The sequence below is a fragment of the Cupriavidus sp. LA-1 genome (assembly GCF_055385985.1).
Genome location: NZ_AP031387.1, coordinates 3,110,794 through 3,132,323, shown reverse-complemented (window position 1 = coordinate 3,132,323; position 21,530 = coordinate 3,110,794). Strand labels below are relative to the sequence as shown.

At 65.8% G+C, this 21,530-nt stretch carries 20 protein-coding genes; 3 read left to right on the top strand and 17 right to left on the bottom strand.

Annotated features, from left to right (window positions below):
* Window positions 1-60: 60 nt before the first annotated feature.
* From ACZ5MJ_RS14640 to ACZ5MJ_RS14595, 10 genes are all read right to left on the bottom strand, one after another.
* The gene (locus ACZ5MJ_RS14640; protein WP_464220249.1) at window positions 61-1,038 is read right to left on the bottom strand and encodes a type II secretion system F family protein; all 978 of its coding nucleotides are present in this window, start codon (window positions 1,036-1,038) and stop codon (window positions 61-63) included.
* Window positions 1,039-1,083: 45 nt separating this feature from the next.
* Window positions 1,084-2,454 (bottom strand): CpaF family protein, encoded by a 1,371-nt coding sequence (locus ACZ5MJ_RS14635; protein ID WP_464220247.1) that lies wholly within the window; start codon window positions 2,452-2,454, stop codon window positions 1,084-1,086.
* 60 nt (window positions 2,455-2,514) lie between these two features.
* Window positions 2,515-3,708: an AAA family ATPase gene (locus tag ACZ5MJ_RS14630; RefSeq protein WP_464220245.1), complete on the bottom strand. Its 1,194-nt coding sequence runs from the start codon at window positions 3,706-3,708 to the stop codon at window positions 2,515-2,517.
* 64 nt (window positions 3,709-3,772) lie between these two features.
* Complete coding sequence (locus ACZ5MJ_RS14625) at window positions 3,773-4,117, bottom strand: hypothetical protein (RefSeq protein ID WP_464220243.1); 345 nt, start codon at window positions 4,115-4,117, stop codon at window positions 3,773-3,775.
* A gap of 34 nt (window positions 4,118-4,151) precedes the next feature.
* Complete coding sequence (locus ACZ5MJ_RS14620; RefSeq protein WP_464220241.1) at window positions 4,152-6,020, bottom strand: type II and III secretion system protein family protein; 1,869 nt, start codon at window positions 6,018-6,020, stop codon at window positions 4,152-4,154.
* 65 nt (window positions 6,021-6,085) lie between these two features.
* Window positions 6,086-6,925 carry a Flp pilus assembly protein CpaB gene (gene cpaB / locus ACZ5MJ_RS14615; RefSeq protein WP_464220239.1) on the bottom strand — a complete coding sequence of 280 codons (840 nt, stop codon included), beginning with the start codon at window positions 6,923-6,925 and terminating at the stop codon, window positions 6,086-6,088.
* Window positions 6,926-6,968: 43 nt separating this feature from the next.
* Complete coding sequence (locus ACZ5MJ_RS14610) at window positions 6,969-8,387, bottom strand: ATP-binding protein (protein ID WP_464220238.1); 1,419 nt, start codon at window positions 8,385-8,387, stop codon at window positions 6,969-6,971.
* Window positions 8,388-8,462: 75 nt separating this feature from the next.
* A complete protein-coding gene (locus ACZ5MJ_RS14605; RefSeq protein ID WP_464223729.1) occupies window positions 8,463-8,996 on the bottom strand; it encodes an A24 family peptidase in 534 nt (177 codons plus the stop codon).
* A gap of 50 nt (window positions 8,997-9,046) precedes the next feature.
* A complete protein-coding gene (locus ACZ5MJ_RS14600; RefSeq protein WP_464220236.1) occupies window positions 9,047-9,295 on the bottom strand; it encodes a Flp family type IVb pilin in 249 nt (82 codons plus the stop codon).
* A 13-nt stretch (window positions 9,296-9,308) separates the two neighbouring features.
* Window positions 9,309-9,491: a Flp family type IVb pilin gene (locus ACZ5MJ_RS14595; RefSeq protein ID WP_464220234.1), complete on the bottom strand. Its 183-nt coding sequence runs from the start codon at window positions 9,489-9,491 to the stop codon at window positions 9,309-9,311.
* A 1,193-nt stretch (window positions 9,492-10,684) separates the two neighbouring features.
* Here ACZ5MJ_RS14595 and ACZ5MJ_RS14590 point away from each other — a divergent pair.
* Together ACZ5MJ_RS14590 and ACZ5MJ_RS14585 are read left to right on the top strand one after the other, a co-directional pair.
* The gene (locus ACZ5MJ_RS14590) at window positions 10,685-11,965 is read left to right on the top strand and encodes a glycosyltransferase family 87 protein (RefSeq protein WP_464220232.1); all 1,281 of its coding nucleotides are present in this window, start codon (window positions 10,685-10,687) and stop codon (window positions 11,963-11,965) included.
* A gap of 246 nt (window positions 11,966-12,211) precedes the next feature.
* Window positions 12,212-13,234, top strand: a complete 1,023-nt coding sequence (locus ACZ5MJ_RS14585; RefSeq protein ID WP_464220230.1) for a glycosyltransferase family 2 protein — start codon at window positions 12,212-12,214, stop codon at window positions 13,232-13,234.
* Between the two features lie 26 nt (window positions 13,235-13,260).
* Here the strand turns inward: ACZ5MJ_RS14585 and ACZ5MJ_RS14580 are convergent, their stop codons facing one another.
* From ACZ5MJ_RS14580 to ACZ5MJ_RS14565, 4 genes are all read right to left on the bottom strand, one after another.
* The gene (locus ACZ5MJ_RS14580; protein ID WP_464220228.1) at window positions 13,261-13,650 is read right to left on the bottom strand and encodes a GtrA family protein; all 390 of its coding nucleotides are present in this window, start codon (window positions 13,648-13,650) and stop codon (window positions 13,261-13,263) included.
* The gene (locus ACZ5MJ_RS14575) at window positions 13,647-14,381 is read right to left on the bottom strand and encodes a class I SAM-dependent methyltransferase (protein WP_464220226.1); all 735 of its coding nucleotides are present in this window, start codon (window positions 14,379-14,381) and stop codon (window positions 13,647-13,649) included. The genes ACZ5MJ_RS14580 and ACZ5MJ_RS14575 overlap by 4 nt, the downstream gene beginning before the upstream one ends.
* 26 nt (window positions 14,382-14,407) lie before the next feature.
* Window positions 14,408-15,784 (bottom strand): sigma-54 dependent transcriptional regulator, encoded by a 1,377-nt coding sequence (locus tag ACZ5MJ_RS14570; RefSeq protein WP_464220225.1) that lies wholly within the window; start codon window positions 15,782-15,784, stop codon window positions 14,408-14,410.
* A 1,052-nt stretch (window positions 15,785-16,836) separates the two neighbouring features.
* Window positions 16,837-17,805, bottom strand: a complete 969-nt coding sequence (locus ACZ5MJ_RS14565; RefSeq protein WP_464220223.1) for a LysR substrate-binding domain-containing protein — start codon at window positions 17,803-17,805, stop codon at window positions 16,837-16,839.
* Window positions 17,806-17,886: 81 nt separating this feature from the next.
* On the opposite strand from ACZ5MJ_RS14565, the gene ACZ5MJ_RS14560 reads away from it, so the two are divergent.
* The gene (locus ACZ5MJ_RS14560; protein WP_464220222.1) at window positions 17,887-19,143 is read left to right on the top strand and encodes an MFS transporter; all 1,257 of its coding nucleotides are present in this window, start codon (window positions 17,887-17,889) and stop codon (window positions 19,141-19,143) included.
* A gap of 70 nt (window positions 19,144-19,213) precedes the next feature.
* Here ACZ5MJ_RS14560 and ACZ5MJ_RS14555 read toward each other — a convergent pair whose 3' ends face one another.
* The 3 genes from ACZ5MJ_RS14555 to ACZ5MJ_RS14545 form a co-directional block, all read right to left on the bottom strand.
* A complete protein-coding gene (locus tag ACZ5MJ_RS14555) occupies window positions 19,214-19,885 on the bottom strand; it encodes a methyltransferase family protein (RefSeq protein ID WP_464220220.1) in 672 nt (223 codons plus the stop codon).
* A gap of 234 nt (window positions 19,886-20,119) precedes the next feature.
* Complete coding sequence (locus tag ACZ5MJ_RS14550) at window positions 20,120-20,623, bottom strand: TPM domain-containing protein (RefSeq protein ID WP_464220218.1); 504 nt, start codon at window positions 20,621-20,623, stop codon at window positions 20,120-20,122.
* 20 nt (window positions 20,624-20,643) lie between these two features.
* Window positions 20,644-21,522: a TPM domain-containing protein gene (locus tag ACZ5MJ_RS14545; RefSeq protein ID WP_464220216.1), complete on the bottom strand. Its 879-nt coding sequence runs from the start codon at window positions 21,520-21,522 to the stop codon at window positions 20,644-20,646.
* Between the last annotated feature and the right edge of the window lie 8 nt (window positions 21,523-21,530).

Genomic DNA, 21,530 nt, shown 5'->3' with positions numbered 1-21,530 from the left:
ATGGCTGCCCAAGCCCTGCTGCCTCGAGCACTGCATGTAGTGGTACCGCGCGCTGCGCCTTCAGACCCGGATCCGGATGATCTTGCGCATCCACAGCACGCCGAGAGCCATCGACACCAATGCGGCGCCGATCATCCGCAACCCGATCGGGTCTTCCCACAGCACCTTCATGAAGCCGGGATTGACCACCATGATCATCCCCGCGGTGCCGAACGGCAGCAGACCGAGCACCCACGCAGACATCTTGCCTTCCGCTGACAGCACGCGGATCTTGTCGAACAGCTTCAGCCGCTCGCGTACCATCGTGGCGATGGTGTCAAGGATCTCCGCCAGGTTGCCGCCGCTTTCGCGCTGGATCAGCACCGCGATGACAAAGTAGCGCAGGTCGCCTACCGGAACCCGCATGGCCAGGTTGGTCATGGCCTCGTCCAGCGCCACGCCGTAGTTGATCTCTTCGAAGGTGGTGCGGAACTCGGGCCCGAGCGGTGCCTTCATTTCCTGTCCGACCATGCTGAGCGCGCCGCTGAACGAGTGGCCGGCACGCAAGGCCCGGCTGATCATGTCGACAGCATCGGGCAATTGCGCTTCCATCTGCTTGAGCCGCTTGACGCGCAGGCCCATGACGTGGAGCACCGGCAGCACGGCGGCCAATGCCGCGCCGGCCAGCACCAGTGGTACCGGAATTGGCAACAGCGGAATCAATGCGACCGTGCAGAGCGCCACCATGGCACAGTATCCCAGCAGCTGTGCCACTGACCAGGTACTTCCGGATTGCTCCAGCCAGCGGTCAAGTGCGCCCACGCGCGGCATGCTCATCAGCCACTTCTGCATGCGCGGCGAGCCGGACAGCAGGCGCTTCTTCAGGATCGACAACTGCTCTGCGCCGACATGGCCGCCCGCCGACAGGGCTCGCAGCCGCGCTTCGATACGCTTGGCCGCCGGGCCGTGGGCGTTGTTCCACCACAGGTAGATGCCCTCGACGCAGAGCACCACGGCAACGAACAGCAGGATGCCGAAGGCGTAGAAGATCGTGCTCATGTGTATCTCCCCGGGGTCGTTCTTGGTTCTCTCGGTTCAGGCGAGTCAGACTTCGTAGCGCTTTGCCGGGTCATAGGTCTCGTCCGGCAGACCCACGCCGAACACGCGCAGCCGCTCGGCAAACTTGGGATACACCCCCGTAGCCCGGAAGTTGCCGCGCACCGTTCCGTCCTTGTCCACCCCGGTGCGCTGGAAGGTGAAGATCTCCTGCATGTTGATGATGTCGCCTTCCATGCCAGTGATTTCCTGGATGCTGACGATCTTGCGCCGACCGTCGGTCATGCGAGCCGCTTGCACGATCACGGTGATGGCTGACGCGATCTGCTGGCGCATGGCCTTGGCCGGCATGGTCAGGCCGGCCATGCTGACCATGTTCTCCAGGCGCGTCAGCGCATCACGCGGCGTGTTGGCGTGGATGGTGGTCAGTGAGCCTTCGTGGCCGGTGTTCATGGCGTTGAGCATGTCCAGCGCCTCGCCGCCGCGCACTTCGCCCAGGATGATGCGATCCGGGCGCATCCGCAGGGCGTTGCGCACCAGTGCACGCTGCGTGATCTCGCCCTTGCCTTCGATATTTGGCGGGCGCGTTTCCAGCCGCAGCACATGGGGCTGGCGCAACTGCAGTTCGGCCGCGTCTTCAATGGTGACCACGCGTTCGTCTTCCGGGATAAAGCCCGACAGGATGTTCAGCAGCGTGGTCTTGCCGCTGCCGGTGCCGCCCGACACCAGCACGTTGATCTTGGCCTGCGACAACGCCTGCAGCAGCTGCGCCATCTGCGGCGTCAGGCTGCGCAGGCTCACCAGGTCGGATACCTGCAGGGGATTCACGGCAAAGCGCCGGATCGACAGCAGCGGACCGTCGATGGCCGAAGGCGGGATGATCGCGTTGACGCGCGAGCCGTCGGGCAGGCGTGCGTCGACCATCGGGCTGGTCTCGTCGATGCGGCGCCCGACGCGCGAGACGATCTTCTCGATCACCTTCATCAGGTGGGCGTCGTCGTAGAACACCACGTCGGTCAGCTCCAGCTTGCCGCGCCGCTCCACATAGGTCTGGCGCGCCGTGTTGACCAGGATGTCCGATACGGTGGGATCCTTCAGCAGCGGCTCGAGCGGGCCGAAGCCGAACATCTCGTCGTAGATCTCCACCGTCAGCTGGCGCCGCTCGTTGTCGTTGAGCAGCACCTTCTGCTCGTCGATGATCAGGTTGACCAGCGAAGCGATCTCCTGCCGCACCTGCTCCTGCGGATAGAGCGCCAGCCGCTCGAGTTCCACGCGGTCCAGTACGGTTTCGTGCACGTCCCGCTTGAGTTGGTGATAGCCGCCCGCTACGGAGGCCGCCGACGTCGCGAAGTGGATCGCGGCATGGCCGTTTGCAGTGAAGGCGGACCCGGCACTGGCCAGCTGTTCGCGGATGGACATGATGGACTCCTCGTTATTGGCTTGTGTGGGCCGGCACCGGGCCGACCATCGTCATCACAATCAGGTGCTCCGCGCGCGCAACATCAGCCGGCGTAGCGGGGATACGGCTTCGGCCTGGCTGCGCCGCTCGGCCTCCGGGGCTGCGCACAGCTGCGTGGCCATGGCCTGCAGGGCGCGCGCCATGGCGCTGCGCCGGCTCAGCTTGGCGACGGGCTCGCCGTGGCTGACGGCCTCGTCCACGGCGGCGGAATCGTCGGGCAGGGCAAAGGCGACCTTCATGCCGAAGATCTCTTCCATCGTCGCTCGCGGCATCTCGTTCTTGCGGCCGGCGCGGTTCAGCACCAGCCGGATCTTGTCGGCGGGGTAGTGCAGCGCGCGCAGGATATCGAGCAGGCGGCGGCCCGGGCGTCCGAACGCAATCGCGGCCTCGGTCACCACGCAGATGCGGTCGCTGTGATCCAGCACGCCGATCGACAGAGGGTCGACGCTCTGGCCCAGGTCGAAAATGACAAAGTCATAGGCCGGCTGCACCACGGACAGGATCCATTCCAGCTTGTCCTTCTGGATCTGGCTGGCCTTGACCGGATCGGCCGCGCCCGCAAGCACGTCGAAGCCGTTGCCCACATGCACCAGGCAGGCCTCCAGGAAGGCACCGTCCATGCGGTCGATCTGGTTGCAGATATCCGGCAGCGTCGAAGGCGGCGTCTTGTCGCTGACGATATAGGTCAGGTCGCCGAAATGGCGGTTCAGGTCCACCACCAGCACGCGCTTGCCAAGGTGCCGGGCCAGCGCATCGCCCAGGTTGGCCGCCACGAAGCTGGTGCCCGCGCCACCCTTGCACGAGATCATCGAGATCACCTGGCCGGCCTCATGCACGCGCGGCACGTGGGAGGCTTCCACGCGCTTCAGCGCCTCGGCCAGTTGTCCCTTGTCCAGCGGCCACGACAGCACGTCGCGGATGCCCGCACGCATTGCCTTGATCAGCACCTCGGAACCCGGTGCCTGGGTAACCAGGATGCAGGGCAGCTCAGGGTGCTGCTGGCGCAGCGTCTCGATGGCCTGCATCTGCGAGGCATTGATCGCTGGCAGTTCCAGGATCAGCAGATCGGCCATGCGCAGCCGGCTGGCGTGGAATGGAAAGCGCGCCAGGCCCTCCTGCAGCGACATGGTCTGGAAGTTGCCGACCACGGCGCTGAGGCGGTTGATCTCGACCAGGCGATCGGCGTCTTCGGATGCGATCAGGATCTTCAGCATGGTGTCCTCACAAATTCTCTTCCGCATTCCCGGGTTGGATGTGCCGGCGTCACCCCCGGCGGTCTCAGCGCGAGCTGCCGCCGCCCATGCCAACGCCCCCGTAGCCACCAGCGCCGAAGTCGATGTTGAAGCCGCCCCCTGTGCCGGTGCCGGTCTGCATCCGGATCAGCGAACGGTCAAGGTTTCTCATTGCCGCCACCGCCGTCTTGCCATCCGTACCGGTGACCGTGGGCAGTCCGGCAGGCGCGTCCGGATTGATGATCTGCAGTTGCGTAACGGTGGCCAGCGCCACCCCGCGCTGGCTGTCCCACACCGGGGTCGAGGTCATGCAGGCCGACAGCCCCAGGCAGGCCAGGCTGCCCAGCATCAGGGCGGCGGCGCCGCGCGAAAGCTTCAGTGTCTTGTTCATGGTCGTTCTCCGATTCTGCTGGTGGCGCGGCGGCTCAGTTGCCGTCCGGGGCATTGCGGCCGGCCGTGCCTGCTGCCCTGGCCTGGGCCAGGCGGGCGGCGGTAGCCTCGATGCGGGCGATGCGCGCGGCGGTGTCGTCGGCCGGCGGCGCAGCCGCCGTGCCGAGGTCGGGCGACGGGGCCGGCAGAGCCGGGGGCGCGCTGGCTACAACCGCGGGCTCGCGTGCGGCCGGCGCGGGCTCATCCAGCGGCTTGCCCGTGGGCATGGCCGAGACCGAGGTGCCGGGCGTGCTTTCGCTGCGCGGTGCCGGTGGCGGCGAGGCAGGCGCCGCGGCGGGGGCGGCGGGCTGCGACGGCGCCGGCATGGGCTGCTGAGGACGCTTGCCGTCGCCTTCCATATTGCCCATGAAGTACAGCGACAGCGGATTGGGCGTGGAGAAGCTGTCGGTCGGCAGCGGGTAGTTGCTGGTCTGCATCGGCTTGACGAGGCGCGGTGTGATGATGAACACCAGTTCGGTCAGGTCCTGCTGGTACTGCGTGCTGCGGAACAGCGTGCCCAGCACCGGCACTTCGCCGGCACCCGGCAGCGCCTTGAGCGAGCCGCGTGCGCTGTCGGTCAGCAGGCCGCCGATGGCGAAGCTTTCGCCATCGCGCATCTGCACGGTGGTGGAGGCGCGGCGGGTAGTGATCACCGGCAATACGGTCTGGCCTGTCAGGGAGCTACCGCTTACGGTGGCGCCGGTGGGCGACAGCTCGGACACTTCCGGCGCTACCTTCAGGTGAATGCGGCCGTTGGCCAGCACCGTGGGCGTGAACTTCAGCCCCACGCCGAACTCTTCCTCCTGCAGCGTGACCGTGCCGGCACCGTTCAGCACATTGGCCTGTGCCACCGGGATATAGATCTTGCCGCCGGCGAGGAAGCTGGCTTCCTGGCCGCTGATCGTGACCAGGTTCGGCTCGGCCAGGATCTTGACCAGGCTGTCGTTCTTCTGCGCGTCGATGGAGACATTGAAAGGCCGGTGGTTGGCCTTGTTGCCGAAGATTGCCGCCGAGGCGCCGGTCAGCAGCGACGTCATCAGCCCGCCGCTCCAGGAACCGAAGCCGCCCTGCAGATTCACGGCGGAGCCGAGCTGGTTCAGCAGCGTCTTGGAGACCTCCGCCACTTTCACTTCCAGCATGACCTGTTGCGGTGTATCTACCGACAGCATGTTGAGCACATTGCCCTTCTTGCTGGCGTCGCCACCCTGCGCCGTACCCTGCGCCGCGTTGGCATAGGCCTGGGCGATGTCCATGGCCTGTAGCGCGGCCTGTGCGTTGGTGACGCTGCCGGTGAGCACCAGATTGTCGGCGGCGGTCATGACGCGGATGCCAGGCTCGCCGGGCAGCAGTTGCGCGAGCGAGGTCTGCAGGCCGCCCGCATCGGCATTGACCACCACGTTGATGATGCTGCAGGTGCCGCTGCGACCCTGCACGATCATGTTGGTGGTGCCCACCGCACGGCCCAGCACGTAGAGCGTCTGCGGCGACACCATGGTGGCCTGCACGACGTTGGGGTTGCCCAGGGTGCGGTTGCGCACCGGCTCATGCAGCGAGATCAACTGCGATTTTCCGACCGCTACCATCACGCTGGACTCACTCCGGATCGCCCCGGTGCAGTTCGGGCCGCGTGCCTCCGCGGACGTCACCGGCGGAGCGGACGCGACCGGCGCCATCCCCGCGGGCGTCATGCTGATGGTCATCTGCATCGGGCCCTGAGGCGCCTTGGCGGCAGCCGGCGCGGTCGCCTTGGTCAGGTTGCCCGCCTCGACGGCGGTCTGCGCGGCGGCGGCCAGCGGCGTGCAGAGGATGGCGGCCAGCACCAGGATGCGGGCGCCGCCTGTGGCTTCGGATCGTTTCTGGTTCATTTTGATCTCCCCCCGGAGAAGCTGTGTTGCAGCTCAGAATTCGTTGAATGCCATGTCACGCGTGTTCAGAAACATTCGAGACCGCCCTGCATGCCGGCGAGCACGCCGATGCAGTTGCCACGAGCGGGCGCAGCCGCCACCGTGCGAGTCTTGACGATGGTGCGCGTCTCGGTTTTGGTCACTACCTTGGCCGGTACCTCGGGCGTCTTGCCCAGCAGCGTGCCCTTGGTGGCGCCGCCGGTATTGATGTCGGCCACATCCATCTGGTTGCGCAGCACCAGCGACAGCGTGCCGACGCTGCGGGCCACGTCCAGCTTCTCGGCCTGCTCAGGGGTGACTTCCAGCGTCACCGCATTGACCACCTTGGGCTGGGTGTCGTCGCGGCTGACCTGCTGCGCCACTGCCAGCACCAGGATCTTCTCGAGCACGATCTTCGAGATGCTGCCGTTCTGCGTACTCTTGGCTTCGTCATTGGTATTGACGATCACGTCGACGTAGTTGCCCGGCAGCGCGAAGCCGGCCACGCCAACCACGTCATTGACGCGCACGGTAATGGCACGCTTGCCGTCATTGATCACCGCGGACAGGCCGCCCTTGGTGCCTACCGGCGCCAGCTTGGCGTCGAGGACGGGCTCGCCGCGCAGGAGGCTGGTGCGGACCACGCGGCCCTCCAGCGCCTTCATGTCTTCGAACGCGCCGGGTGGCACGCTGCCTGTCGGCCAGCTGACCATGCGCAGCTGGCTGCCGTTGAGCGGCTGGCCGAGGTTGAGGTCGTTGGCGGCAACGACCACCTGCTTCACCGAGCTGGACGACTGCTGGACCAGCCATCGCGACGCCGACACCACCGCCGCCACGCCGGCGACGAGGGCAATCAGCAGCATCAGGATTGCACGTGTGTTTTTCATGATGACTCTCCCCTACGGTTGTCCGTGTGTTCGATGGTGCGATTCAACTTGCAGCACGGTGGTCGTCGGACCACTGATGCATGGAGCCGGTCGCCGGGATGGCGTCGGCCGAGGTGCGCAGTCCGTAGTAGCTCTGCCAGGCAGACAGCAGGGCTGACTCGGTGACGTGCGGCGCATGCCCGTGATAGCGCACGCCGGAGTCCACAAGACGCAGCAGGTCGCGCGGGATGCAGGCGAGCAGCGGCGTATCGCTGGCGTAATGCAGGCTTTCCACCAGGAAGCCGAACATCGCATCCGAACTGGCCAGCCCGAACTCCGCCGCCGTGCGCTGGTAGACCTCGCGATAATCGTCGACGGAAAGCGGGCCTACGTATAGCTTGCTGCCAAGGCGGCGCAGGAAGGCGTCGTCCTCGAGTGCCGACGGTTCAAGGTTGGTGGAGAACACTGGCCACACGTCGAAGGGCACCGCGAAGCGAACACCGGTCTGCAGCGTGAACATGTCGATGCCGCGATCCAGCGGCACGATCCAGCGGTTCAGCAGTTCGGAGACGCCCACCATCTGACGGCCCAGGTCGTCGACGATATAGATGCCATTGTTGGCCTTCATATGCGGGGGCGCCTGGTAGAAGCCGGATGTGCGGTCATAGCGCAGGTCCAGCATGGACAGCGTCAGTTCTCCGCCTGACAGCACCACCGGGCGATGGCACAGGACCCAGCGGCGGTCGAGCGAGCGGCGCGCCAGCGATGCTTCGTTGTCGTCGAAGGGAACATGCACAAGCGGGTCGAAGACCTGGACGATCTCTCCGGCCACGGTGATGGCATGCGGCACCGGCACCGCACCGGGCAACAGCGTGCCCAGGCGCTGCGCCAGGTAGGTCTTGCCGCTGCCAGCCGGGCCATAGATCATGAGCGCGCGGCAGGTATTGAGTGCCATGCCGATCGCGTCCAGCAGGTAGACCGGGATCACCAGGTCGTGGAAGGCCGCGGTGACGTCTGCCTTGGTCACCGACGCATGGTTGACCGAGTGGCGCTTGACGGCATCGAGGTAGGCATCCAGCGTGACCGGTGCGGCGCCGGTGTAGCTGCAGCGCGCGGAAGATTCGGCCGCGCGCGCATAGCCGGCATCGGTAAGGCGGAAGCGCACATCCAGGTCGCTGGCGCCCCGGTGCGCGATCTCCAGCAGTCGCTCGCGCACCGCCACGGAGGCGATCTCATTGACCACCGTAGCGGGCAGCTTGAGCGTTTCAGTCAGCACCGCCAGCGTCACGGTGCGGTGCTGGTAGGCGGCCTTCATCAACAGGCCAAGCAGTTGCGCGGTCTCCAGGCCGGTGTCGGCGATGGTGCGCGGCAGCACGTGCCAGGGTGGCGGCGGCAGTGTGCCATGTTCGACATGGGCACTTCTGCTGGTCGCGACGGGCTCGAGGAGCCGTGGGGCATGACCTGTATCGTGATGCTCGTTCATTGCCGTTCCCCGTTTTCTGGTCTGCGAATTCACTTCAGCGCGCCCGCCGCTGCAGGCGCGATTGTCTTGGCTGCTTCACGTGCTGGCAAAGAGCATGGCCAGCGTGCCTGCGGCGATGGCAACGCCGTAGGGTATGGAGCCGGCGGATGCCTTGGCTTCGGGTTGCACGGGCCCCGCGCCATGCTGAATGGCCGTGTTCAGCAGCATGTGGCCGACTCTCGACAGCGTCGCGCGCATCTGTCCTGTGATCAGAAGCTGTGCCAGCGCCCAGACACCGCCGATCAGGCAGGTTGCAAGCGCGATCTTCGGCACCATGCCTGCGCCAAGCCAGGCGCCCACGGCTGCCATCAGCTTGACGTCGCCCGCGGCCATGCCGCGCAGCAGGTAGAAGGGCAGGAATATCGCCAGGCCAGTCATCCAGCCATAGAGCCATGCGAGCGACCCTGCGGCGATGCCGTGGATGGCAACCTGCATGGGCAGGGCCACGCCCCATGCGCCGACAGTCAGCCAGTTCGGAATGCGACGCTGGTCCAGGTCAATGGCCGCGGCGGTCGACACGATGCCGATCGTGATGGGGCCGACTAAGGTCGCGAGAGTTGCGGATTCCATGGTGACAGGTCGGTAAGTTTGGATGGCGGCGAATCCGTTGGTCAGACGCATCAGGGCATCTTGGAGGCAATTAACTCGTACATGGACTTCACGCTATTGCCGACCGAGGTGACGGTGGCGACAATGGCTACTGCGATCAGCATGCCGAGCAACGCGTACTCGATGGACGAGACGCCCGCGTCGTCGTGCAATAGATCCGTAATGACGGTGAGGAGTTTTTGCATCTCGCGTCCCCAGTAACCAAAGTGCTGCGTTGAGCGTAGTGCGGCCCGCATGGCTGGGCTGTCGTGGACAGCCATGCGGGCGCGCCGACTAGTTGGCGGCCGTAAGCGCGCTGCCAATCTTGCTGAACGTGAGGTTCAGTTGCGTGCCGACGATCTGGAGCGACGCAATAATGACGATTGCAATGAGGGCGGCAATCAGGCCATATTCAATGGCCGTTACCCCCTCTTCGTCGCGCATGAATTGCTGGAACATGGTGGTCAGGGCTTGCATGACAATCTCCTTTTTCGGGAACAGGTACTCGGTACTACAGGACAGCGGAACCACGGTGAGGGGACGCTGGTATGACACGTCAATGCCAGGGGGTGCGGGAGCACGGCGGCGCGCAGATGGCGCATGCATGGAACGGCCAGCGGCCAGGGCCGCCGCGCACACCTTGAGGGCTGCGCGCCTGCAACCGACGCTCTGCCGAGGCGTGCATGCATCGCGCCGCATGCTGCGCATGCTCGGCGCGGGCCATGCAACGGAACGGCGCGCTGCCGCCCAGGCGAGCGGCGGCAGCGTAGCGTGCGTGCAGGTGCGGTAACGCCGGTTGGCGGACGGCAGGCATGGTGAAGCTCCCCGTATCTTTCTTCTGTTGCCGGCCAACTGCGCCGGCATTGCGGCAACCCGATGCTGATGGCGATGCAGCGTGCCATGACATAGGCAAGCGCCGGGCCAGCTGAGGTGAAACCGTTGTCCCACAAGGCTTTCCAGCATGCGTGGAGGGATCGGTGCCGGCCTCGTCAGCGCGGCAGCGGCGATTTGACCGCGCTTCGTTGCCGGCCGGAAACGCGCGCCGAACAAGTCAATTTGGATGACGCAACCGATGGACTAGGGCGCGCCCCGGCGCGTCGCCCGCAACCGCCCGGGATGGCGCGCTTCTTTCAGCCAAAAGCATGAGCCGGCGAGGTGGGCCGGATGCAACGCATACGGCGGTTGGATGACCCAATTGGCCTTCTCGGTGGAGCGTTGCTGCATTGGGCTGCCTGATGGATGAGGATGCGGTGCCTCGGGTCAGCGTTTCCGAATAGAAACATCGTGGCTGCCCGGTAGCGCCTGCGCTGTCGCCAGAGGATGGCTCAGGATCCCCGCCACCCTTGTGAGATCGACGGTTCCCGGCAAACCGGCACGCATGATTCAGGATGGAAACGTTGGGGGCAGATGGGCTGGCTGATGCCGAGAAAGCGCGTGCCCTGGCCTGTCCGCTGGCTTGCGTTCCGTCGCATGCGCGACAACACTGAGCCTGTAGGTCGGCTGTTAACGACCGCTCCCAGGAGCCGATTGTGGCTACGACAGGCGCGATGGCGAACGGAGCGAGTCATGAGTCGACGATGCATGCATGTAGGCAGGCACAGGGCACGCGGCGAAGGCGGGGATGGGGTAGCCGGCATCCGCCCCGAATGTGAGCCTCCGGAGCGAACGACATGGCCTTTCAGAACACAACCGACAGCAAGCCACCGTTCGGCGCGCCAGACGGGCACTGGCTCGACGCGGGCCGCCTGCGGTTGTATACGTGCGCGGCGCTGATCTGCTACGTGTTTTTTTTCGGGATCTGGATGGTTCGTGCCTGGGTACTGATCGTCCCGGGGCTTATCGCGCCGGGAGCAGACTTTGTCGTCTTCTGGAGTGCGGCGAGCGTGGCGCTCGAGCATGGCGCGGCCGCTCCGTACAGCTATGACCTGCTGCACGCCAGAGAGATCTCGATCGTGCCTGACCTTGCGGTCGGCGGTGGCATGCTGCCGTGGCTTTATCCGCCCACCTTCCTGCTGCCCCTCCTGCCACTTGGCTTGTTGCCATACGGGGGCGCCGCCTGTGTATTCCTGCTGGGCGGAGTCATCTGGTATGGGTGGGCAATGCGGCGGACATTGCCGTGGCGCGGCGCGTGGATTGCGGCACTGGGATTCCCGGGGGTCGCCGTAGGCGTTGCGACGGGACAGAACGCACTTTGGCTGGCCGGCACCGCCGGCCTGGCGCTGACGCTCCTGCACCGACGTCCGATGGTCGCCGGGTTGCTGCTCGGGCTTGTTACGGTCAAGCCACACCTTGCGATCATGTTCCCGCTTGCCTTGCTCTGTGCCGGCGAGTGGCGCGTGTTGCTGGGGCTGGTTGCGAGCGCGGCGGCATTGGCGGTGCTGTCGCTGGTGTGCTTCGGAGTCGAGCCGTTCCTGGCATTCCTGAATGCAACAGGCGTCGCACGCATGGCAGTCGAGCACGGTACGGCAATGCTGGTGCGGATGCCCACGATGTTTGCGGCCACCAAGCTGCTGCTCGGAGGTGTCGTCGTGCCTTATGTCGTGCACGCGATATTCGCTTGTGCGGCGGTGGCCTCGGTGATCTACGCATGGTCACGTCCCTGCAGCTTTGCGCTCCGTGTGGCGGTGCTATGTACTGCAATGCTGTTGGTCCCTCCCTATTTGTACGACTACGACCTGGCTTTCCTGGGTATTGCCATCGCGTGGTTGGGTATTCATGGCTATCGCCACGGGTGGCTGGCTGGCGAGCGTGAGTTGCTGGTGATGTTGTGGCTGCTGCCTCTGTATGGGCTGTTGGCGGGAGAATGGGTCGGGATACAGTTGATGCCGCTCGGACTGATACTGGCGCTGGCGCTTGCCGTCTGGCGCATCCGGTTGGAACGGACAGGCAAGGTATTTGCGGAACAGGAAACTGGGATTCCCGGCCACAGGCTGGCGGTGCCTCAGGATTAAGAGGGAGGGGGAGCGATGCGCGCGGACCGGGATCCGGAAGCTGCACCGGTTCGGTGATATCGCGGCATTGACCGGGGCAGGCCCTGCGATCGCGCTCGCGTGCGAAATGCGTGGCTCCGGGCCCCAGGGTTGACAGCAGAGCTACGGTGGGAGCTATCCGATAGCCGCGCCGGGCCCAAGACAAGGCGCTTGAAAGCGCAATCATGACGGCGTGTGCACAGGCCACGCCGTCTCGGGGAGGGGATCATGCCGGGTCCATACGATGTCAGGCTGCTTTCGTTGGTTGTGCCTTGCTACAACGAGTCAGAGAGCATCAGCAAATTTTTCGACTGTGTCATTCCGGTGCTCGAATCCATCGATGCGATCCGCTTCGAGATTGTGCTGGTCAATGACGGCAGCTCGGACGACACGCTGGACCGGCTCATTGCCTATTCGCACCGGGATGCGCGCGTGCGGGTCGTTGACCTGACGCGGAATTTCGGCAAGGAAGCGGCCCTGACAGCGGGGCTCGACGAGGCCCTGGGCGACGCGGTGATTCCCATCGACGCGGATTTGCAGGATCCACCCGCGCTGATCCCCGAACTGGTCAGGCGCTGGCGTGAAGGGGCAGAGGTGGTGCTGGCGCAGCGCAGCAGCCGCGCCTGCGATTCCTGGCTCAAGCGTGTGACCGCGGGCGCCTACTACCGTATTCATAACAAGCTGTCCGACCAGAAGCTGCCGGTGAACGTTGGGGATTTCCGCCTGATGGACCGGGTGGTGGTCAACGCGCTCAAGCAGATGCCGGAGCGCCGCCGCTTCATGAAGGGCTTGTTCGCGTGGGTGGGTTACCGGACCGTGATCGTTCGCTATGAACGCGAAGCGCGCAGCGCGGGACACTCCAAGTTTTCGGGCTGGCGCTTGTGGAACTTCGCGCTCGAGGGCATCACCAGCTTCAGCACCATGCCCTTGCGCAGCTGGACCTATATCGGGGTCGCGATCGCGCTGGGCGCGTTTGGTTACGGCACCTTTATCGTGGCGCGTACCCTGGTACTGGGGATCGATGTCCCCGGCTATGCGTCACTGCTGTCGGTGCTGCTGTTCCTGGGTGGCATCCAGCTGATCGGGCTGGGGGTGGTCGGCGAATATGTCGGCCGTATCTATGATGAAGCCAAGGGACGGCCAATCTACCTGGTACGGCGCCGCTATCAGGAAACCGGCCAGGACCGGCTGATCGCTTCCGGAAGGCGTGTGATCCGGATCGACCGCGGGCGCGTGAACAGTGGCCGCTGATGCGCAGGACCGGCCTGGCCGCGGGACTAGTCCCGATATGTCCAGGCCCGGTGCGCAAGATAGGTGAAGACCGGCACGATCAGCACGACGCAGGCCAGCCCGGCCCAATAGCTGGCCCCCAGGGTTTGGGCCATCCATGAAATGCCCATGGTCAGCCCCAGCCCGAGCAGCGATACGCCGGCAAAGCGGCCCAGGGTCCGGTTGCGCAGCCGCGACGAGAAGCTCCACAGCGTGTTGAGAAGATAGGAGCAGGCTGTCGCGCACAGGAAAGCGACGCAGTTTGCCGTCACCGGTGAGGCCGCCAGCGTGGTCACCAGCGTCGCGGTGATGCCAACGTGCACGCCGGTCGAGGTGACGCCCGACACCAGGAATCGAGTGAATCTGCGCAGCTCGGGTGCGGTGCCGCTGGCATTCACGATGCGCGCAGGATGGCCATCAGGGAAATGCCGAACGGCAGCGAGCCGCGCGCCAGCCAGTGGCGTTCCGTGCTGAACAGGCGATGCAGCGCGTGGTTGACCGGTCCGGGAGGAAGGCCCGCTCCGGTTGCCTTCTGGTTGCCGCTCAGCCGGTCGCTGAGGCGCGCGGCTACCGCAAGCGGGAACAGCACCGTGTTGAAGTACGACATCCGATCCACGCGCATGCCGCACCGGCTGGCCAGCGCATGCAGCGACCGCTTGCTATAGCGGCGCTGGTGATGCAGGAAGACGTCGTGCGCGCTCCATAGCCATTGGTAGGCAGGCACGGTGATGAGTACCGCGCCACCGGCCTTCAGCAGCCTTGCCGCGCAGTCCAGCGAGCCGGCATCGTCGGCGATGTGTTCCAGGCAGTCGAGCAGGCAGACCAGGTCGAAGCTGTGCTCAGGAAACGGCATGTCGTCGGGGCACCTGCCGCTGCGGATATCGTAGGCGTCCAGGGTTTTCTCGCGTGCCAGCCGCAGGGCGGTACCGTCCATTTCCACAGCACTGACCTCGCCGAACTGCGACAGCATCGCCAGGTTGCCGCCAGTGCCCGCGCCGATCTCCAGGATGGATGCGGGGCGCGGCAAGGCCAGGCCGGACAGGATCGTGGCGACGATCTCGCGCCGGCCCCGGAACCACCAGTGGCTGGCCTCGGTCTCGGCCATTTCAAGATAGGCGTCAGGCGACATGGCTTGGTTGCTCCGCAATGGGTGTGCTAGCCCTGCACGCAGATCAACCCCAGGTCTCCCTTCTTCACTTGCAGCTTGTAATCGCGCATCAGCCTGAACAACGTCACCCGCGAAATCCCAAGCTCCGCCGCCACATCGATCAGCCGTTCATGATGCCGTTGCAGCGCCTCGACGATCGCGGTCTGTTCGGCCGCCTCACGGATCGCGGCAAGCGTGAGCGGGCGGTCGTCGGCGGGCGCGGTCAGTTCCAGGTCGTCCGGCTGGATCACGCCGTCCTCGCACATGGCGGCGGCATGGCGGATGCGGTTGATCAGTTCGCGCACATTGCCGGGCCAGCTATGCAACTGGATCGCGCGCAGCGCCATCGGCGAGAAGCCGCGGATGCGTGCCGGCGATTGCTTGCGCACGTGGTCCAGTACGTGTTCAGCGATCAGCAGGATGTCGCTGCCGCGTTCGCGCAGCGGTGGCTGGCGCACGCGCAGCACGCACAGCCGGTGGTAGAGGTCGCCGCGGAAGCGTTCGGCTGCAATCGCGGCCTCCAGGTCGACGTGGGTGGCGGAGATGATCCGCACATTCACCTCCACCGATTCCGTGCCGCCCAGCCGCTCGATGCGGCCGGTCTCCAGGAAACGCAGCAGGCTGGTCTGGCTCTCGAGCGGCATGTCGCCGATTTCATCGAGAAACAGCGTGCCGCCCTGTGCCATCTCGATGCGGCCGGGCTTGCGCTTGGTGGCGCCGGTGAAGGCCCCGCGCTCGTAGCCGAACAGCTCGGACATCAGCAGCGTGGGCGGGATCGCCGCGCAGTTGACCGCGACGAAGGGACGCGAGGCCCGTTCCGAGGCGCGGTGGATGGCCTGGGCGGCGAGTTCCTTGCCGGTGCCGGATTCGCCCGAGATCAGTACCGGCGTGTCCCAGCGCGACACCTTTTCGATGCCGCGGAACAGCGACTGCATGGCAGGGCAGCTGCCGATCATGCCGTCGGGCCGCGCGGTGCCGGGGCGGGCCTGTGGCGTGCCCGGGCGCAGCTGTGCCATGCCCAGCGCGTGGCCGAGCGCCTCCGCCAGGCGTGGGTGCTCGATGGGGGCCGTGTAATAGTCGACGAAGTACAGGCCGAGCAGCCGGCGCGCTGACTCGGTCAGGTCATCCTGGCCCGCGACGATGCCGATCCAGCCGATATGGGGTTGCGCGAGCCAGGGCTCGAACGATTCCAGGTCGGCATCGCTGAATCCGCATTGGAGGTCCAGCAACGCGGCAAGCGGCTGGTTGCCCGGGGGCAGGGCCTGGAGGTCTTGCGGACTGGACGCGAAGCTGATTTTCCAGCCGCGCTGTGCGAACAGGCGGCATAGCGTGGCGTCATGGTGCTGCGACAGGTACAGCAGCGGGCGGTTGGCGTACGCGCTCATGAATTTTCCCCGGATTATTGTTTTTCGGAGCTGGCGCCGATGCTGCCGGTCGCTGGCTTCGTTGGCCCTAAGGCTTGCGCCAGCCGCATCGTGAGGATGCCGCGCCCGCGCTATCCCTAATTCCTGTTGCTTCACCCCTTTTCTTATCCAGACGCGCCGGCATGCCGGTACGGCCGCTTGTCATCTGCGTGCCACCAGCCTGGCTGGCATGCCGCAGGAATCAGGATTCACGGGCCGCTCCCCTGAGCTCGTGGCCCGTGTCCCTGAAAGACCCCCGTTGATCTTGGGCGAACGCTAGCCAGTGTGTTTGGCGGTTTGGTTTCGGCTGCCCCTTCTGTGCGGGGCTTCTGTTCGCGGAGACATATGTGCGACGAACGTGCCAGAACTGGCTAAGCCCTTGATAAACAAGGGGAAGCAAATTATCCGTCGGGCTTGGGAGGGGGCGGGCGATGAATAACGTTCCGCTTTTGATACACGCGGCAGCATTTTTATGCTGCATTGCAAAATCCCCTGCCGCAGAAAAGTGGCTCAGGGCACATAAGAATGTAACGATGCGTGCCGGGTAAGCTACCTGGCGCCGGCTCGTGCCCATCCGAAGGAGGGGAGCGGGATTTCAAACGCTGGGGCGGCAGGGCTCCGATGCTGCACGCGAGGGCAGCCCAAGGAAGTTTCATTTCCGTTACAAGCATTTGAAGCCCATACATCTTCCGCCAACATCGGGTGGCGTGACTGGCCTCAGCCTTTTGGTGCCGCACGCACCGTGCCGGCGGCAGCGGGATGGAGACAATGGGCGCGTTGACAAGCCTTCGCACGAACTGGGGTCGGGCTGCCTCACCCGATTCTCATCTTTAAGGATGGGACCGGCAATTTTTCCAATGCCGCTGGCACGCAGTGCCAGACGGTTGCATCCGTGAAACTCCGGCCGGAAATGCGAGATCGCCGCGCACCTGAGGCTCAGAGCGCCATAGGGCCCTGGCAGGCTGGCAAGCCATTGATTCTGCTGACCTGGACGAAAATGATTCGTATTGCCAACATCGATGCGCCAAATAATTTCATGATTGAAACCTCCCGGCATCGTTGCCGGCGACAGGGCTCGCCTGCGAGGCTTCCTGTCGCACCTGTTCCTGCAACCAGCCATGGAATTGCTGGATCGCCTTTTCGCGCGGATTGCCTTCGCGCCAGGTGACCCAGTAGTGCAGGCTGGACGGGATGCGGGTAGGCCCGATCTGCACCAGCTGGCCGTTGGCAAGGTAGTCGTGCGCCAGCTGCGCGCGCGCCGTGGCCACGCCCAGCCCGGCCACGGCGGACTGCAGCATCAGGCCGGCGTCCTGGAAGATCGGGCCGCGCTCGGGCTCGTCGCCGGGCAGGCCGGCGGCTTCGAGCCAGTCGCGCCAGGGGCGCAGGGCAAAGCGCAGCATCGGCATGCGCGGCACGTCGGCCAGCGTAAAGCCGGGGTAGCGCGCCAGCAGCGCGGGGCTGGCTACCGCGATCACGTGGTCTTCGATCAGGTTGTGGCACTCGAAGCCCGGCAGGTCGATGCGCTGGTGCCAGATGCCGACGTCGACGCTGTATGGGTCCGGCGGCGAGATTTCGGCGTGCAGCCGCAGGTGCAAGTCCAGCGACGGCACCTGGGCATGCAGGCTGGGCAGGCGCCGGATCAGCCAGGCATTGGCCAGGTCGGCCATCACGCTGATCTGCAACCTGACCACCGGTGGCCCCGAACTGTTGCCGGCCTCGCGCAGTGCGCTTTCGATGCCGTCGAGCGCGCCGCGCACCTGTTCGGCCAGCCGCGCGCCCACGCTGGTGGGCGTCATCTGGCTGCCGGTGCGCTGGAACAGCTTGGTGCCCAGGCTGGTCTCCAGCGCGCGGATATGGTGGCTGATGGCGCTGTGCGTCAGGGCCAGTTCTTCCGCCGCGCGCGAAAAGCTGCGGTGGCGCGTGGCGGCCTCCAGTGCACGCAGCGCTTGCAGCGGCGGCAGGTGGACGGGGCGATTGGCGAGACTGGCAGGGATTTTGGCCATAGCCGTCAAATTCTACTCACAATTGCGGCGGGTATCTTTCGTTGGTGCTGCAATGCAATAAGGAAGACAATGCGGGCCATCATGACGACGATGACCTCAAACGTATCCTCCGCGCCTTCGAATGCGCAAGCCGCCACCGATGCGCGTTGGCGTGTGCTGGCGGTATTCTCGCTGGGCTTCCTGGTGTCTTACCTGTTCCGCGGCGTCAACCTGGGCTTTGCCCCGCACCTGACGCGCGAGCTCGGGCTCAACGCCGGCGACCTGGGCCTGCTCACCAGCTTCTATTTCCTGGGCTTCGCCTGTGCGCAGTTGCCGGCGGGTATCCTGCTGGACCGCTACGGCCCTCGCCGCACCGAGGCAGTGATGCTGCTCGTGGCCGTGGCTGGCGCGCTGGTGTTCTCGCTGGCGCCCGGCATGGCGGGCCTGGCCGCCGGCCGTCTGCTGATCGGCGTGGGCGTGTCGGTTTGCCTTGGTGCCACCATCCACGCGCTGTCGATGTGGTTCCCGCTCTCGCGCATGCCCTTGCTGAATGGCGTGGTGATGGCCATCGGCGGCATGGGCGCGGTACTGGTCGGCGCGCCGCTGTCGTGGCTGCTGTCGTTCACAGACTGGCGCACCATCAGTGTGGGGCTGGCCTGCATGACGCTGGCGATGGCCGCGTTGCTGTGGTTCGGCGTGCCTGACAAGCCGCGCGCGGGCAAGGAAAGCCTGCGTGAACAGTTGCGCGGCACGCGCCAGATACTGGCCAGCGAACGCTTCTGGCGCGTGGTGCCGCTGACGCTGCTCAACCAGGGCGTGTTCATGGCGGTGCAGACGCTTTGGGTGGGTGCCTTCCTGCGCGATGTGTCCGGCTTCGATGCGGCCGGCAGTGCGCGGCTGGTTTCGGTGATCGGCTTTGCCATGATGGCCGGCTGCGTCGGCTCGGGCTGGGCCGCGCGCCACCTGGAGCGCATGGGCGTGAGCCTGTATGCCTTTGCCGGCAGCGGCATGACCGCCTTTATCGTGATCCAGCTGCTGCTGATGGCACAGGTGCCGCTGCCGCCGGTGCTGCTGTGGGTGGCCTATGGCGTGTTCGGCTCCAGCGGCATCCTGACCTATGCGGTGCTGGCGCGCAGCTTCCCGGATGCGCTGATCGGCCGTGCCACCACGGCGCTGACACTGACCGTGTTCCTGTCGACCTTCGCTTGCCAGATCGGCGTAGGACTGGTGCTGGACCAGTGGCCCGCCGCTGCCGGACATTATCCGAAGGCTGCGCACCTGACGGCGTGGGGCGGACTGGTGGTGCTGCAGGCGCTTGCAGCGGTGTGGTACCTGATGGGAGCGCGCCGCCGCCGTTGACGACGGCGGGCGGTCCCCAGCCGCTTTCGTATCGTGCCCGGAATCGCGATCCCATGGATGGGCGGAAACCTCAGTAAAGGCGCGGCAGCACGCGGTACCGCACTTTTTCGCGATAGCGAAGGTATTCGGGATCGTCAGACAGCAGCTTCTCTTCCCGGTTGATCCGCACATACTGCAGCGAGTACAGCCCGGCGTAGACAAGCAGGTTTTGCAGCCCGAAGTTTGTGAGCAGGAAGCCGGTGTCGGCGATGACGTACCCCAGGTAGATCGGATGCCGAACGAATCGGTAAGCCCCGTGCGACACGATGCCGCGATTGGCAGGCAATATGCCGAACGAGAAGCGGAGCGTGAGCTTTGCATAGATCTGCCAGGTGAGCCCTGCGACCTGCAGGCCAGCGCCAACCATTTCCGGTACGAGGTGAGCCCCTGGTGCCAGCTGAATGGCAAGGAAATAGTATGAAGCGCCCAGCGAGCAGATGACGGTGACCGGGTTCCAGTCTCGTTTCTTTGGAACCCGGACAAACAAAGAAAGCCCGAGGGTCAGGCAATGTGCCAACACCAGCAGCAGCAAGGTGAATCGCGTTGGATCGGCGAGCCAGTGCCGGATTGCCCCGTATGCGAACCCTGCAAGCAGTATGGCGGTGGTACTTCTGAGACCGGCCTCCACGAGGAGTTCTCGAAGGTCCATCCTGGTCGCAGGGCTGGGGCCGCACTGATCCGTGTACGCCTGGTATTCTTGCATGGCTTCCCCTTGTCTCAGCGGAATCCGGGCGCTCCGCCTCGCTGGCTTTCGTGCAGCTGTTCACCAAGGGTAGCCCGCGAGCGCCAGACGCCATATCGGGCAGAAGTATGTTTCTCCAGTGAAAACTGCCTAGTCCTTTTAGCGCTGAGCTACCTGGCAGGAACGATGCCCGGCCAGGCGGACGGAGGGTCCGGGGATCGCCAGTGCGATTGGACCAATCCTGACGATGTGACCCTAGAGAAAGACCGGCCGATCGTCCAGCTCGTTGGGGTTTGGCCCGCCGTCCGACGGAAAGTGCGTGGCCAGCAGCGCGTGGATGCGCGCCACCGTGGCCAGCACGGGCCGCACCGACAGGTCCTGCTTCAGCCCCTGCGCCAGTTCGTCGCACAGCTCGCGCCAGGTCGCGGGCCCGACGCTGGCGTTGATGCCACGGTCTGCCAGCAGCTCGACGGCGTGGTCGGCCAGGTTGATATAGAGCAGTACGCCGGTATGGTCCATGGTGTTCCAGACCTCGAGCGCGCCAAACAGGAAGCGGGCGCGCTCGCGTGGGGTCACCCCGGCCCAGGCGTGGCCGACCGGCAGGCTGGCCTCGATCACCACGCGGATCTCGCCGCGGTGGTGCGCCTCGCCGGCATGCACGGCCTCATGCAGTTGCTTCCGCGCTTCGGCCGGGAAGCGCTTGCGCGCCGCGCCTGAGGTAGTGGCGATATGCTGCAGGGCGCGTCGGAGATTTGGCATCGTCGTCGTTCCTTGTGCTGTCACCAGTTGCCCGAGGCGCCGCCGCCGTCGAAGCCGCCGCCGCCCCCGCCACCGAAACCGCCGCCGCTGTCACCGCCGCCTGCGCCCCCGCCCCCGCCAAATCCTCCGCCGCCACCCCAGCCGCCGCCGCGGCGGCCCCAGTCCTGCCCCATGCCATAGCCGCCCAGTCCGCCCAGGCCGCCGGCGATCACGTCGCGCCCGCGCGGGGTGGTGACGATCTGCGGCCCGCGCGAGCGCAGGATCGCGCCGACGAAGAAGAACAGGATGATTGCCAGCGGGAACAGCACCGGCAGCCAGTCAGCCAGCGCGGACGATTGCTGCGCCTTGCGCTGCGGCGCCGCCAGGCCTTCCTTGTCAATGGTGGCCTGGATTGCGGAGACGCCCGCGGCCAGGCCGCCGTAGAAGTCGTTCTGGCGGAAGTGGGGGGCCATCACGTCCTGCAGGATGCGCTTGGACATGGCATCGGTCAGCGACCCCTGCACGCCGCGCCCGACCTCCAGCCGCATCTTGCGCAGCCCGGGCGGGTTGTCCTTGGCGATCAGCACGATCACGCCGTCGTCGATGCCCTTGCGCCCGGCGCGCCAGGCGTCGGCCACGCGGATGCTGTAGGCATCGATCGGTTCGGGATCGGTGGTGGGCACCATCAGCACGAAGATCTGGCTGCCGCGCTGCTGCTCGTATTCCGCCAGCACGTTCTCGAGCGCGCTGCGCTGCTGCGGCGTGAGCGTGCCGGTCAGGTCGGTGACGCGCTGGGTCAGCGGCGGCACCGCGACAAAGCCGTCGGCCGCCAGCGCCGGGCCGGACAGCAGAGCCGCCAGCCACAGCATCGCGGCGGCCAGCCAGGCGTGCCGCCAGGGTGAGCGCAGGAGGTGGCCCATGGTGTGGC

Coding starts and splice junctions, on each gene's coding strand:
- ACZ5MJ_RS14600 (WP_464220236.1), bottom strand. CDS start 9,295: ATGGCTGTCCACGACAGCCCAGCCATGCGGGCCGCACTACGCTCAACG.
- ACZ5MJ_RS14620 (WP_464220241.1), bottom strand. CDS start 6,020: ATGAACCAGAAACGATCCGAAGCCACAGGCGGCGCCCGCATCCTGGTG.
- ACZ5MJ_RS14575 (WP_464220226.1), bottom strand. CDS start 14,381: ATGTCGCCTGACGCCTATCTTGAAATGGCCGAGACCGAGGCCAGCCAC.
- ACZ5MJ_RS14555 (WP_464220220.1), bottom strand. CDS start 19,885: ATGCAAGAATACCAGGCGTACACGGATCAGTGCGGCCCCAGCCCTGCG.
- ACZ5MJ_RS14610 (WP_464220238.1), bottom strand. CDS start 8,387: ATGAACGAGCATCACGATACAGGTCATGCCCCACGGCTCCTCGAGCCC.
- ACZ5MJ_RS14550 (WP_464220218.1), bottom strand. CDS start 20,623: ATGCCAAATCTCCGACGCGCCCTGCAGCATATCGCCACTACCTCAGGC.
- ACZ5MJ_RS14625 (WP_464220243.1), bottom strand. CDS start 4,117: ATGAACAAGACACTGAAGCTTTCGCGCGGCGCCGCCGCCCTGATGCTG.
- ACZ5MJ_RS14595 (WP_464220234.1), bottom strand. CDS start 9,491: ATGCAAGCCCTGACCACCATGTTCCAGCAATTCATGCGCGACGAAGAG.
- ACZ5MJ_RS14570 (WP_464220225.1), bottom strand. CDS start 15,784: ATGAGCGCGTACGCCAACCGCCCGCTGCTGTACCTGTCGCAGCACCAT.
- ACZ5MJ_RS14565 (WP_464220223.1), bottom strand. CDS start 17,805: ATGGCCAAAATCCCTGCCAGTCTCGCCAATCGCCCCGTCCACCTGCCG.
- cpaB (WP_464220239.1), bottom strand. CDS start 6,925: ATGAAAAACACACGTGCAATCCTGATGCTGCTGATTGCCCTCGTCGCC.
- ACZ5MJ_RS14585 (WP_464220230.1), top strand. CDS start 12,212: ATGCCGGGTCCATACGATGTCAGGCTGCTTTCGTTGGTTGTGCCTTGC.
- ACZ5MJ_RS14630 (WP_464220245.1), bottom strand. CDS start 3,708: ATGCTGAAGATCCTGATCGCATCCGAAGACGCCGATCGCCTGGTCGAG.
- ACZ5MJ_RS14635 (WP_464220247.1), bottom strand. CDS start 2,454: ATGTCCATCCGCGAACAGCTGGCCAGTGCCGGGTCCGCCTTCACTGCA.
- ACZ5MJ_RS14640 (WP_464220249.1), bottom strand. CDS start 1,038: ATGAGCACGATCTTCTACGCCTTCGGCATCCTGCTGTTCGTTGCCGTG.
- ACZ5MJ_RS14605 (WP_464223729.1), bottom strand. CDS start 8,996: ATGGAATCCGCAACTCTCGCGACCTTAGTCGGCCCCATCACGATCGGC.
- ACZ5MJ_RS14560 (WP_464220222.1), top strand. CDS start 17,887: ATGACGACGATGACCTCAAACGTATCCTCCGCGCCTTCGAATGCGCAA.
- ACZ5MJ_RS14545 (WP_464220216.1), bottom strand. CDS start 21,522: ATGGGCCACCTCCTGCGCTCACCCTGGCGGCACGCCTGGCTGGCCGCC.
- ACZ5MJ_RS14590 (WP_464220232.1), top strand. CDS start 10,685: ATGGCCTTTCAGAACACAACCGACAGCAAGCCACCGTTCGGCGCGCCA.